Here is a 13008-nt window from a genome sequence, read left to right on the forward strand (position 1 = left end):
GTTATGTCGGTTTCGCGGCGGCCGACCACCGCCACCAGTGACCATCGGCCCGTCCGAACGCCTACGATGGTTCGAGACTGTCTAGGGGAGAGTTGATCCGTGTCGATTCTGGAAAAGGTCCTCCGCGCGGGCGAGGGGCGCATGGTGCGCCGCCTCAAGGCGATCGCCGCCGCCGTCAACTCGATCGAGGACGACTACGTCAACCTCACCGACGAAGAGCTGAGCGGCATGACCGAGCAGTTCAGGGAACGGCTCGCCGAGGGCGAGACCCTGGACGACCTGCTGCCCGAGGCCTTCGCGGTCTGCCGGGAGGCGGCGGCGCGCGTGCTCGGCCAGCGGCCGTACGACGTGCAGGTGATGGGTGGCGCGGCGCTGCACTTCGGCAACATCGCGGAGATGAAGACCGGTGAGGGCAAGACCCTGACCTCGGTGATGCCGGTCTATCTGAACGCGCTGTCCGGCGAGGGCGTGCACGTGGTCACGGTGAACGACTACCTGGCCCAGCGTGACGCCGCCTGGATGGGCCGGGTGCACGAGTTCCTCGGCCTCAGCGTCGGTGTGGTGCTGCCGAACCGTCCGGCCACCGAGCACCGCGCGGCCTACGAGTGCGACATCACCTACGGCACGAACAACGAGTTCGGCTTCGACTACCTGCGCGACAACATGGCGTGGTCGAAGGACGAGCTGGTCCAGCGCGGCCACAACTTCGCCGTGGTCGACGAGGTCGACTCCATCCTGATCGACGAGGCCCGGACCCCGCTGATCATCTCCGGCCCGGCCGAGCACTCCGCCCGCTGGTACGGCGAGTTCGCCGCCGTGGTGGCCCGCCTTCAGGCAGGCAAGGACGGCGAGGGCGACTACGAGGTCGACTTCTCCAAGCGCACCATCGCGGTCACCGAGCGCGGTGTGGCCAAGGTCGAGGATCGGCTCGGCATCGACAACCTCTACGAGTCGGTGAACACCCCGCTGGTCGGCTACCTGAACAACGCCATCAAGGCCAAGGAGCTCTACAAGCGCGACAAGGACTACATCGTCAGCGACGGCGAGGTCCTGATCGTCGACGAGTTCACCGGCCGCATCCTGCACGGCCGTCGCTACAACGAGGGCATGCACCAGGCGATCGAGGCCAAGGAGGGGGTGGAGATCAAGCAGGAGAACCAGACCCTGGCCACCATCACCCTCCAGAACTACTTCCGCCTCTACGACAAGCTCTCCGGCATGACCGGTACGGCGCAGACCGAGGCGGGCGAGTTCAACAAGGTCTACAAGGTCGGCGTGGTGACCATCCCGACCCACCGGCCGATGGTCCGGGAGGACCGCGCCGACGTCATCTACAAGACCGAGAAGGCCAAGTTCAACGCGGTCATCGAGGACATCGCCGAGCGGCACCAGGCCGGGCAGCCGGTGCTGGTCGGCACCGTCTCGGTGGAGAACTCCGAGATCCTGTCCCAGTTGCTGCGCCGTCGGGGCATCCCGCACTCGGTACTGAACGCGAAGTTCCACGCCCGCGAGGCCGAGATCGTCGCCCAGGCCGGTCGTAAGGGTGCGGTCACGGTCGCCACCAACATGGCCGGTCGAGGCACGGACATCCTGCTCGGCGGCAACCCCGAGTTCCTCGCCGCGAGCGAGTTGCGCCAGCGCGGCCTCGACCCGATGGAGAACGCCGAGGAGTACGACAAGGCGCTCGAAGAGGTCACGCCGAAGTGGAAGCAGGCCTGTGACGCGGAGGCCGAGGAGGTCGCCGCGGCCGGTGGGCTCTACGTGCTGGGCACCGAGCGGCACGAGTCCCGCCGGATCGACAACCAGCTGCGTGGTCGTTCCGGCCGGCAGGGCGACCCGGGTGAGTCGCGGTTCTACCTCTCCCTCCAGGACGACCTGATGAAGCGGTTCCGCTCCGGCGCGGTCGAGGCGGTGATGGAGCGCTTCAACATCCCGGAGGACGTGCCCATCGAGTCGAAGATGGTCACCCGCCAGATCAAGGGCGCGCAGGCCCAGATCGAGGGCCAGAACGCCGAGATCCGTAAGAACGTCCTCAAGTACGACGAGGTCATGAACAAGCAGCGCCAGGTGATCTACGCCGAGCGGCTGCGCGTACTCAACGGCGAGGACCTTTCCGACCAGGTCCGCAACATGATCAACAGCGTGGTCGAGGAGTACGTGCGGGGGGCCACCTCCGAGGGGTACGCCGAGGACTGGGACCTGGACCAGCTCTGGACCAATCTCAAGCAGCTCTACCCGGTCGGCATCACCATCGAGGACATCGAGGAGGAGGCCGGCGGCTCGCGCGCCAGCATCGACGCCGATTTCCTGGTCGCACAGTTCAGAGACGACGCGAACGCCGCGTACGACCGGCGTGAGGAGCAGCTCGGCGCCGAGGGCACCCGACAGCTCGAGCGGATGGTGCTGCTCCAGGTCATCGACCGCAAGTGGCGTGAGCACCTCTACGAGATGGACTACCTCCAGGAGGGCATCTCGCTGCGCGCCTACGCCCAGCGTGACCCGGTGGTGGAGTACCAGCGCGAGGGCTTCGCCATGTTCACCACCATGATGGAAGGCATCAAGGAGGAGACGGTCGGTTTCCTCTACAACCTGGACGTCCAGGTCAACGAGCCGGAGCCGGAGGCCGAGGAGGTCCAGCTGCTGGACAAGCCGGTGGAGGTCCGGGCCAAGGGCCTGGGTCGGGCACCACAGCAGCAGGGCCTGCAGTACTCCGCGCCGACCATCGACGGGGAGGCCGGGTCCGGTGCGGTCGCCGTGCAGCGCGACGACCAGCGTGCCCCCGCCCTCGGCATCGGTGGCCCGGCTCCGGCGGCACCGGCGGCACCGGGTCGTACGGCTCCCTCGGCCCCGCAGCGCTCGGCCACCAACCGGGGCGCCGGTGTGGCTGCCAGCACGGCCCGCCAGTCGGTGCCGACCGGGCAGGCGGGTGCCGGCAACGGGCCGTCCCGCAACGCGCCGTGCCCCTGCGGCTCGGGTCGCAAGTACAAGCGCTGCCACGGCGCCCCCGGGGGCGGCTCGGCGGACTGACGCCGCAGTCGGCGGGCCTACCGGTCCCGCCACCACAGGTTCTCGACGGAGCCGTGGTCCTGGTGACCACGGCTCCGTCGCGTCCGGTTGGGGAGGCGGGCGTGTCGTCCTCCGGCCCGGGAATGCTTCGGCCGGGCCGGGGACGCCTCGTCGCGGCCTGAGTGGGGATTGCCTCGTCAGGCCCTGGGTGGGCGCTCAGAGGACGCGGAGGTCGGTGCAGAGCCAGGTGCCGCGCCGGTGTTCCAGGCGGAGCGCCATCGCCCAGGTGCGGCCGGCGGCACCGGCGAACACCGCGGCGACCTCGATGGCGGCCGGGCGCGGCTCGCAGACACGCAGCCGGCGCAGCCGGAGAGCGGGTCGGGTGGACCGGCGTCGGGCCGGGGCGCCTCGGGCGGCGGCCCTGGCCAACTCGGGCAGCAGGTGGGCGGCGCGGGCCGGATCGAGGTGACGCCGCAACTGCACCGGCGGCCGGAAGCCGTTGAACACCTCCAGGCAGGTCGCCACGAAGCGGTGTGCCACCCGGGTGGCCGCCGGTGTGGCGGTGACCAGGGCGTCGGGCGGCAGTCGTCGGGACCGGTCGGCCCCCGGCCCGGACGGTGCCGGGTGGGTGTGCGGCCCGGGTTCGCCGACCCGGGGCACGGTGCCGAGGACGGGGCGTCGGGTGGGCGGCCGGTCGGGTTCGCGCCGGACGGACCACGGCGCGGCATCGGCGAAGAGGTCGAGAGCGAGCTGGCCGTGCACCGGGACGGGCCAGCCGGTGGCGTCCTCGTCCAGGAACGGCGGGTCGAACGCGGGGGCGGGCCGTAGCCGCACGGGAGGGCGGGACGGCCCGGGTCTCCGGAGGTCGGTCATCGCACTGCGCCTCGCCTCGGGGATGTCAGCGGTCTTTGATTGCGTTTACCTTCGTTTGCCTTCGACAGCCTCCATCTTCGGGCATGGATCAGGGTCGGTCAATGGCGCGGCGGAATCGGGTGGCTACTCGGGGTCGCGGTCGGTGAGCGGGTTGCCCCGGATCCACTCGGCGGTCTCCGCGTACTTGCGCTGGATGTACTCCTCCAGCCGGGCGCGCTCGACGCGCCACTGGCCCCGGCCGCCGATCTTGATGGCGGGTAGCTCGCCGCTGCGTACCATGTGGTAGACCTGCGAGTCCGACACGTTCAGCTCGGTGGCCACGTCGGACAGGAGCAGGAACCTCGGCTCCACGGAGACTCCCCGGGTTGGCGTCGTTTGCCTCAGTTTGCCATTGTCTACCTGGTCCAGCCCAGCCGCTGCGCCGTGCGTCGGCGCGGCGACTCGGACACACCCGACCGGCGCGAAACTTCCACCGGAGCGGGTCCGGGGTGTATGACGGTCTGGGCGTACGGCGAGACCGGCGGGGGCCGGTTCACGAGAGCGGGGGAGACCACCGGTGACCGACGAGCTAGTGCGGGTCTACGTGCCGGCGACCGTACCGATGCTGGCCAGGCTCTCCGAGGACGGCCTCGGGGTGGCGCAGGCGCACGCGGTGACGCCGATGCTGCGCGAGTGGTACGCCGAGGGCGACGAGGAGGAGTTGGAGTACGTCGCCTTCACCCGGGCCGCCCAGGACGCCCTGCAACTGATCCGTCACGACCCCGCCGCCCCGCGTCGCCGGGTGGTGGTCTCGGCGGACCTGCCCGCACGGGCGGTCGGGCGCGGTGACGGCGAACTCGGGTCCAGCGTGGTCGAGGTGGGTGGCGTGGTGCCAGCCGCCGCGGTGGCGGCCATCCACGTGGACGGCGCGGACGCCGCCACGGACGTCGCCGCCGCCGCGCAGGTGGTGGCGGAGGCGCTGGCCGGTGACCCGGACGCGCAGTTCACTGTCGACAGCGCCGAGGACCACGAACTCGAGTGGTACGACCCGAGCGAACTGGAAGTGCTGCTGCGCACGACCGCCGACGAGAGCTGAGCCGGCGCGGCTCTCAGCGGCCGGCGGTGGTCGATCCGTCGGCGGCGGTGGCCTCGGTGTCGCTCTCCGGCTCGTCGTCCGAGGCCGGGCCGAGCGTGCGGCCCAACGCGACCAGCGCGGTCAGTGCGCCGACGAACAGCACCCAGATGCCGTTGTCCACCCGGGAGGTGCCGAGCGAGGTCTGCGCCACCGCGTCCGCCTCGCTGAGCGCGGCGGCCAGGTCGATCAACGAGCGCCCGCCGATGCGGATGATCACCTCGGCGAGCAGCAGCAGGAGCCCGGGGCCGGCCCCGGCGACGAGGTACGCCGGCCAGCGCGGCCCGGTGACCGCGCGGTCGACCCGGGCGGCACGCCGCCGGGCCCAGGCGAGATAGCCGAAGGCCAGGGCACCGGCGATCAGCCCGGCGAGCAGCGACTCGGTCCGGGAGACCCAGGCGGCCGCGTCGATCAGCGACTGCTGGCTGTCGCCCGCGCCGAACAGGTTGAACAGCGGGTCCCGGGCCGCGCTGAAGGCCACCACGAACAGCAGCGTGCCGAGCGTGGCGGAGGCGACCGCGCCGACGACCGCGCCGTTGCGCGCACCCGCCAGCGCGCCACCGATGACCGCCGCGGCGGCCGTGGTGCTCGCGATCGTGCGGGTGGTGGTGTTGCCGACGTAGGTCTGGTCGATCACGAGTGCGGCGGCGATCCCGACCAGCAGGCCGGCTCCGACCGCCACCGCGAATCGCAGGGTCACCCGGTCCCGGTGGCGGGTCACCGGCTCGGCGGCGGCCAGCCCGACCGCGGCACCGGCCACCAGGGCGGCCGAGATCACCCCGGGGAGCGCGAACGCCGACAGGCTGACCGCGGTGACACCGGCGGTGGCCGAACTGATCGCCTCCCGGGTGGACCAGAGCATGGCGGCCAGCCAGCCCATCGCCAGCAGAGCCAGCACCGGGGCGCCCGGGGCGCGCAGGGGCCGACCGGCGAGGGCGCCGGTGGCCGCCGGGTCGCCGGTCTCGGCCCGATCGGGCTGCGCAGCGGTCGAACCGCCGGGCTGGTCGCTCATCGTCTCCCCTTCACCGCCGGGCCCGACGACCTGGCCCGGGTACGTCACCGGCAACCCAGCGTACGCGTCCCGCCCGGATGCCGGCCCGAACCCCGAGCGTCACCCCCGCAACCTGCTTTCCTTCGGCCGTACGCCCCATGTGGGTACGAATCCATGCCGGGAGAGTGAAGATGCCTCGCGATCAACGGCCATCGGGCGGTCGGGATGTGATCGACGGGCGGTGGGCGTGGGAGGATTGGCCGAGGTCCCGCCACCGTGGGACGGTTTCGTCACCGCACCCCGCCACCGCGGGACGGTTTCGCCACTGCCGTCGAGATCGCCAGGAGCCCTGATGGACGCCGTGTTCTCCGTACCCGAGCCACACAACGAGCCGGTACGCGCCTACGAGCCGGGCAGCACCGACCGGGAACGGCTCCAGCGGCGGCTCACCGAGCTGGCCGCCGAGCGGATCGACCTGCCGATGACCATCGCGGGCACGCAGCGGATGGCTGGCGGCGAGGCGATCGACGTGGTGCAGCCGCACCGGCACGCGCACGTGCTCGGGGTGACCGGGCACGCCACCCGGGACGACGCGCGAGCCGCCGTCACGGCGGCCAAGGAGGCCGCGCCCGGCTGGCGCGCCCTGCCCTTCGAGGAGCGCGCGGCGGTCTTCCTCCGCGCCGCCGAGCTGCTCTCCGGTCCGTGGCGCGACACGCTCAACGCGGCCACCATGCTCGGTCAGTCGAAGACCGCCGTGCAGGCCGAGATCGACGCGGCCTGCGAGTTCATCGACTTCCTGCGGTTCAACGTGCACTTCGCCCGCAGGCTGCTGGCCGAGCAGCCGATGTCCTCACCCGGGGTGTGGAACCGGTTCGACCACCGGCCGCTGGAGGGCTTCGTCTACGCGGTCACCCCGTTCAACTTCACCGCGATCGCCGGGAACCTGCCCTCGGCGCCGGCCCTGCTCGGCAACACGGTGGTCTGGAAGCCGGGCCCGACGCAGCAGTTCGCGGCGCACTTCACCATGCGGCTCTTCGAGGCGGCCGGGCTGCCGCCCGGCGTGATCAACATGGTCACCGGTCGGGGCGAGGAGGTCTCCGACGTGGTGCTGGCCGACCCCGACCTGGCCGGCATCCACTTCACCGGCTCCACGAAGGTGTTCCAGCACCTGTGGCGCACGGTCGGGGAGAACATCGCCACCTACCGCGGCTACCCGAGGCTGGTCGGTGAGACCGGCGGCAAGGACTTCGTGGTGGCGCACACCAGCGCCGACGTCGACGCCCTGCACACCGCGCTGATCCGGGGCGCCTTCGAGTACCAGGGCCAGAAGTGCTCGGCCGCCTCCCGGGCGTACGTGCCGCGGTCGATCTGGGAGGGCGGCCTGCGCGACCGGCTGGCCGCCACCGCGGACGGGCTGGCCTACGGCGACGTCACCGACTTCCGCAACTTCGGCGGCGCGGTCATCGACGACAAGGCGTTCGCCCGGCACACCGCCGCGCTGGAGCTGATCTCCGGCGACGACAGCTGCCGGGTCGTCGCGGGCGGCACCGCCGACGACTCGGTCGGCTGGTTCGTCCGCCCGACGATCTTCGAGTGCGGCGATCCCGCCCACGAGACCTTCACCACCGAGTACTTCGGCCCGATCCTCGGCGTGCACGTCTTCGACGACGCCCGCTTCGACGACGTGGTCAACCAGGCCGAGTCGATCGCCCCGTACGCCCTGACCGGGGCGGTCTTCGCCACCGACCGCCGGGTGGTCGAGGCGGTGGCCGAGCGGATGCGGTACGCGGCCGGCAACTTCTATGTCAACGACAAGCCGACCGGTGCGGTGGTTGGGCAGCAGCCCTTCGGCGGCGCCCGGGCCAGCGGCACCAACGACAAGGCCGGCTCCTGGCACAACCTGGTCCGCTGGACGTCGCCCCGGACGATCAAGGAGACCTTCGTCCCGCCGACCGACCACACCTACCCCCACATGGGCTGACACATGTAAGGAAGGGTCCCCTCCTATCGCCTCGTGCATAGGAGGGGACCCTTCCTAACGTTCGGCCGGTTGCCGGGGGCGGGGAGGGCCGGAACGGTGCAGGTGGGGGCGGCTTTGGGGGACCGTCGTGCGCCGACAGTGCACATAGGAAACCCCAATGGGTGGCGAAACGGTGAAATCCTGGACGCCGGCTCAGCAAAGTGGCAGCGTAAGCGGCATGGCGGAATCCGGAGTCAACCCCACGGCGGCGGCCCTACTCGGGCTGCTCCACGAGGGCCCCATGACAGGTGGCCAGTTGATGGCCGCCGCCGAGCGCCGACTGGCGCCGTACTGGTCGATGACCCGCAGCCAGGTCTACCGGGAGTTGCCGGTGCTGGCCGAGCGAGGTTTCGTCCGGCTGGGCAAACCCGGGCCGCGGATGAGTCAACCGTACGCGATCACGGCCTCCGGCAAGCGGACATTCTCCCGCTGGCTCGCGGAGGACCCCGGGCGGGACACCATCCGCAACCCGATCGCCCTGCGCATCGCCTTCGGGCAGTTGCACTCGTCGAGCCAGCTCAAAAACCTCCAGGCAGCGGCCAACGAGTACCACACCGAGGCCCTGGCCCGGGTTCGTGAGCAGGTCAAGAGCGCCAAGAAGGAAGGCGACAACTTCGACGCCAGCGCGTTGGAGTTCGCCGTGGCCTACCACAAGGCCGCTCTGAGCTGGCTCAAGAGCGCCCCCGTCGGCTGACCGCGCGCACGCTCGGCGTCCGGACTCCTCGCCCGAGCGGCGGGTATTTGGCCCGGAACTGCGGGGCTCGCAAGCTCACTCCTCGCCCGAGCGGCGGGTATTTGGCCCGGGACTGCGGGGCTCGCAAGCTCACTCCTCGCCCGAGCGGCGGGTATTTGGCCCGGGACTGCGGGGCTCGCAAGCTCACTCCTCGCCCGAGCGGCGGGTATTTGGCCCGGGACTGCGGGGCTCGCAAGCTCACTCCTCGCCCGAGCAGTAGTCTTGTCTGTCGTGACCGCTGCCGACTACGCCGAACAGCTCAAGGACCTCGACGCCACCCTGCGCAACATCGAGGCGGTGCTCGACCTCGATCGCCTGCGTGCGGACAAGGCCCGCCTGGAGCAGGAGGCGTCCGCCCCGGACCTGTGGGACGACCAGGCCCGGGCGCAGCAGGTGACCTCCCAGCTCTCCTACGTCAACGGGGAGATCGAGAAGCTCGGTAGCCTGCGCGCGCGAATCGACGACGCGAACGTGCTGCTGGAGCTCGCCGAGGCCGAGGCCGACTCCGGTGTGCTCACCGAGGTCGAGACGGAGATCGCCGGGCTGGGCAAGGCCATCCAGGAGATGGAGGTCCGCACCCTGCTCTCCGGCGAGTACGACTCCCGGGAGGCGCTGGTGGCGATCCGGGCCGGCGCCGGTGGTGTGGACGCGGCCGACTTCGCCGAGATGCTGCTGCGGATGTACCTGCGCTGGGCCGAGCGGCACGGCTACCCGACGGAGGTCTACGAGACCTCCTACGCCGAGGAGGCGGGCCTCAAGTCGGCCACCTTCACGGTGAAGGTGCCCTACGCGTACGGCACGCTCAGCGTGGAGTCCGGCACCCACCGGCTGGTGCGGATCAGCCCCTTCGACAACCAGGGCCGGCGGCAGACCAGCTTCGCCGGGGTCGAGGTGCTGCCGGTGGTGGAGCAGACCGACCACATCGACATCCCCGAGAACGAAATGCGGATCGACGTCTACCGGTCGTCCGGACCTGGTGGACAGAGCGTCAACACCACCGACTCCGCGGTGCGGATCACGCACATCCCGACCGGCATCGTGGTGACCTGCCAGAACGAGAAGTCGCAGCTACAGAACAAGGCCTCGGCGTTGCGGGTGCTCCAGGCTCGACTGTTGGAGCGCAAGCGCCAGGAGGAGCAGGCCAAGCTCCAGGGCCTGAAGACCGACGCGGCGGGCTCCTGGGGCGACCAGATGCGCTCGTACGTTCTGCACCCTTATCAGATGGTGAAGGATCTGCGTACCGAGCAGGAGACCGGCAACCCGAGCTCGGTCTTCGACGGTGAGCTGGACTCCTTCATCGAGGCGGGCATCCGCTGGCGTAAGCAGCAGCAACTGGCTGGCGACAGTGCGTGACCAATCGTGGGCGGACCGCAGCATCGATCTCCACCTGACGTGCTGATTAGATGACATGGCCCGCAACGGCGGGGCGTGGGACTTGGCACAACAGTTACACCGCGTAGACTCACCACCCGTGATTCAGCTTGAGCAAGTGACGAAGACGTACCCGAAGGCGTCGCGGCCTTCGCTCGACAACGTGTCCGTGTCGATCGACAAGGGCGAGTTCGTCTTCTTCATCGGCCCATCCGGCTCCGGCAAGTCCACGATCATCAAGATGCTGCTGCACGAGGTGGCCCCCAACAAGGGCCGTGTCGTGGTGAACGGCAAGGACGTCACGTCGATGCGGTCCTGGAAGCGCCCGCACTTCCGCCGCTCGATCGGCTGCGTCTTCCAGGACTTCCGACTGCTGCCGAACCGCACCGCGTACGAGAACGTGGCCTTCGCGCTCGAGGTGATCGGCAAGACCAAGGCGGTGGCCCGCCGGGTCGTGCCGGAGGTTCTGGAGCTGGTCGGCCTCGGCGGCAAGGAGCACCGCTACCCGCACGAGCTCTCCGGTGGTGAGCAGCAGCGTGTGGCGGTGGCGCGGGCGTTCGTGAACCGCCCGCTGATCCTGCTGGCGGACGAGCCGACCGGAAACCTGGACCCGGACACCTCCATCGAGATCATGCGCCTGCTGGACCGGATCAACCGCACCGGCACGACCGTCGTGATGGTCACGCACGACTCCAACATCGTGAACCAGATGCGGCGCCGCGTCATCGAGATCGAGAGTGGGCGCATCGTTCGCGACCAGGCCCGCGGCGTCTACGGGTGACGAGCGCAACCCACCGCACCCCGATCTGACGACGAACACCTCACGCCGGAGAGCCGGAGGAAATCCCGATGCGGATGAAATACGTCCTGTCCGAGGTACTGGTCGGACTGTGGCGCAACGTGACCATGACCATCGCGATGATCATCACGATGGGGGTCTCGCTGACCATGCTCGGCGCCAGCGGCCTGATCTACACCAAGGTCGCCGACATGAAGCAGTTGTACTTCGAGAACATCGAGGTCTCGATCTTCCTTGAGGCCGACGTCACCGACGAGCAGCGGACCGCGATCGCCGGCCAGCTGGACGCCGACCCGCTGATCTCGCAGGTCACCTACGTCAACAAGGACGAGGCGTTCCAGCGTTTCCAGGAGATGTTCCGCGACTCGCCGGACCTGCTCAGCGCGGTCAAGGCCGACCAGCTTCCCGAGTCGTACCGGCTGAGGCTGGTGGACCCGGAGCAGTACCGGACCATCGCCGACCAGTACACCGGGACCGCGGGCGTCGACCAGGTCGTCGACCAGAGTCAGGTGCTCGACAAGATCTTCAACCTCTTCACCGCCGGGCAGAACATCGCACTCGTCGCCGCCATAGCGATGGCCGTCGCGGCACTGCTGCTCGTGGCCAACACGATTCAGGTGGCGGCGTACAGCAAGCGGCGTGAGGTCGCGGTCATGAAGCTGGTCGGTGCCTCCAACTGGTTCATCCAGGCGCCGTTCGTGCTGGAGGCGGTGGTCGCGGGTCTGATCGGCTCGGTCCTCGGCCTCGGGGCGCTGGTCGCGTTGAAGGTGTTCCTCTTCGACGGCGCGCTCAGTGCTCTCCAGGGACTCTTCGCCCCGGTGAGTTGGGGCGAGATCCTGCTGACCTTCCCGGTGATGGCCGGTGTCGGTGGTCTGATCAGCGCGGTCACCGCCTGGGTCACCCTCCGGTTCTACCTGCGGGTCTAGCTCTGCCGGCAGGGCCCGTCGGCGTCGGAATAAACGGCGCGGGCGGGCCCTTGTCGTTCGGGTAGCATGATCTCCGCTCTGCGGCGGGCCGCGTCGCCGGTCGGGGGCGCTGACGAGAGAGGGGGCCGCCGATGCCACGGGAAAAGGGGCGCAAGGTCGTCGCCTCCAACAAGAAGGCCCGACACGACTACGCCATCCTCGACACGTACGAGGCGGGCATGGCGTTGACGGGGACCGAGGTGAAGTCGCTGCGGGCCGGGCGGGCGTCGCTGGTCGACGCGTTCGCCCAGGAACGCGACGGCGAGATGTACCTGCACGGCATGCACATCCCCGAGTACGCCCAGGGAACCTGGACCAACCACGAGCCCCGGCGGACCCGCAAGCTGCTGCTCAAGCGGCTGGAGATCGACCGGCTGATCGGCAAGATCCGGGAGAGCGGTCTGACCCTGGTGCCGTTGCAGGTCTACTTCTCGGACGGCTGGGCCAAGGTGGAGATCGGCCTCGCCAAGGGCAAGAAGGCGTACGACAAGCGCCAGGACCTCGCCAAGCGGGACGCGGACCGGGAGATCGCGCGGGCCGTCGGTCGGCGAGGTAAAGGAATGGATAGCTGATTTGTCCGGATCATCCGGTTCCTGGTCGGTCGACCCGGGCTCGGGATGAATCCGGTTGCGGCAGGCGTTAGGCTTGTCGGAGTCGCCGGAGTTCGGCGGCACGTCGAGGGGGTGACTGGTTTCGACTTCGTGTGTTGCGGCAGGGGAAGCGAGCCGAGGAAGCCGACGTCGTCTCGAGAATCGTTCGTCGGAAACCAATAAGCGCCAAGAACAATCGCGCTGACTTCGCTCTCGCCGCCTGAGGCGAGTAGTGAGTCTGTCGGCCTGGGAGCGCCTTCGACCCAGATAGCCGGCATCAGCTAGAAGGCTGGCCAACCGGACCCGGTCGCGGGGTCCGTGCGGCGAGATCAATCAGCGACTGGGCCCGTCACACCGACTCGCTCGCGTGATCGGAGGGGCCGAGTAGAGGCACAGCGAGCTGCGCTCGGAGAAGCCCTGACAAGGCAGCGAAGGACCCGGGTTCGATTCCCGGCACCTCCACCCCCGTACTGCGCGCCCCGGTCATCACGACCGGGGCGCGCAGTCGTTCCCGCCCCGGGTGCGGAACCCCGTCGGGCGCTCACCCGT

Annotated in this window: 11 protein-coding genes and 1 other RNA gene; 9 read left to right on the top strand and 3 right to left on the bottom strand. The window is 69.8% G+C overall.

Annotated features, from left to right (window positions below; genetic code table 11):
• Positions 1 to 99: 99 nt before the first annotated feature.
• The gene (gene secA, locus ACZ31C_RS23310) at positions 100 to 3027 is read left to right on the top strand and encodes a preprotein translocase subunit SecA (protein WP_465797066.1); all 2928 of its coding nucleotides are present in this window, start codon (positions 100 to 102) and stop codon (positions 3025 to 3027) included.
• Positions 3028 to 3222: 195 nt separating this feature from the next.
• Here the strand turns inward: secA and ACZ31C_RS23315 are convergent, their stop codons facing one another.
• Both ACZ31C_RS23315 and ACZ31C_RS23320 read right to left on the bottom strand, forming a co-directional pair.
• Positions 3223 to 3879: an Rv3235 family protein gene (locus ACZ31C_RS23315; RefSeq protein ID WP_465797067.1), complete on the bottom strand. Its 657-nt coding sequence runs from the start codon at positions 3877 to 3879 to the stop codon at positions 3223 to 3225.
• 123 nt (positions 3880 to 4002) lie between these two features.
• The gene (locus ACZ31C_RS23320; protein ID WP_396740449.1) at positions 4003 to 4230 is read right to left on the bottom strand and encodes a helix-turn-helix domain-containing protein; all 228 of its coding nucleotides are present in this window, start codon (positions 4228 to 4230) and stop codon (positions 4003 to 4005) included.
• A 205-nt stretch (positions 4231 to 4435) separates the two neighbouring features.
• Here ACZ31C_RS23320 and ACZ31C_RS23325 point away from each other — a divergent pair, with 205 nt between their 5' ends.
• A complete protein-coding gene (locus ACZ31C_RS23325) occupies positions 4436 to 4954 on the top strand; it encodes a DUF6912 family protein (RefSeq protein WP_465797068.1) in 519 nt (172 codons plus the stop codon).
• 13 nt (positions 4955 to 4967) lie between these two features.
• Here the strand turns inward: ACZ31C_RS23325 and ACZ31C_RS23330 are convergent, their stop codons facing one another.
• Positions 4968 to 6002 (bottom strand): hypothetical protein, encoded by a 1035-nt coding sequence (locus ACZ31C_RS23330; RefSeq protein ID WP_465797069.1) that lies wholly within the window; start codon positions 6000 to 6002, stop codon positions 4968 to 4970.
• Between the two features lie 331 nt (positions 6003 to 6333).
• Here ACZ31C_RS23330 and pruA point away from each other — a divergent pair, with 331 nt between their 5' ends.
• The 7 genes from pruA (at position 6334) to ssrA (ending at position 12924) form a co-directional block, all read left to right on the top strand.
• Positions 6334 to 7962, top strand: coding sequence for an L-glutamate gamma-semialdehyde dehydrogenase (gene pruA, locus ACZ31C_RS23335; RefSeq protein WP_465797070.1), 1629 nt, complete (start codon positions 6334 to 6336; stop codon positions 7960 to 7962).
• Between the two features lie 217 nt (positions 7963 to 8179).
• Complete coding sequence (locus ACZ31C_RS23340; RefSeq protein WP_350698870.1) at positions 8180 to 8695, top strand: PadR family transcriptional regulator; 516 nt, start codon at positions 8180 to 8182, stop codon at positions 8693 to 8695.
• A 270-nt stretch (positions 8696 to 8965) separates the two neighbouring features.
• A complete protein-coding gene (gene prfB / locus ACZ31C_RS23345; RefSeq protein ID WP_465797071.1) occupies positions 8966 to 10087 on the top strand; it encodes a peptide chain release factor 2 in 1122 nt (373 codons plus the stop codon).
• A 118-nt stretch (positions 10088 to 10205) separates the two neighbouring features.
• A complete protein-coding gene (gene ftsE / locus ACZ31C_RS23350) occupies positions 10206 to 10886 on the top strand; it encodes a cell division ATP-binding protein FtsE (protein ID WP_117229384.1) in 681 nt (226 codons plus the stop codon).
• Positions 10887 to 10954: 68 nt separating this feature from the next.
• The gene (gene ftsX / locus ACZ31C_RS23355) at positions 10955 to 11830 is read left to right on the top strand and encodes a permease-like cell division protein FtsX (RefSeq protein WP_396740441.1); all 876 of its coding nucleotides are present in this window, start codon (positions 10955 to 10957) and stop codon (positions 11828 to 11830) included.
• Between the two features lie 131 nt (positions 11831 to 11961).
• Positions 11962 to 12441: an SsrA-binding protein SmpB gene (gene smpB / locus ACZ31C_RS23360; protein WP_350698875.1), complete on the top strand. Its 480-nt coding sequence runs from the start codon at positions 11962 to 11964 to the stop codon at positions 12439 to 12441.
• A 107-nt stretch (positions 12442 to 12548) separates the two neighbouring features.
• Positions 12549 to 12924, top strand: a transfer-messenger RNA (tmRNA) gene (gene ssrA, locus ACZ31C_RS23365).
• Positions 12925 to 13008 lie beyond the last annotated feature (84 nt).

It is taken from the genome of Micromonospora sp. NPDC023869 (assembly GCF_055559695.1).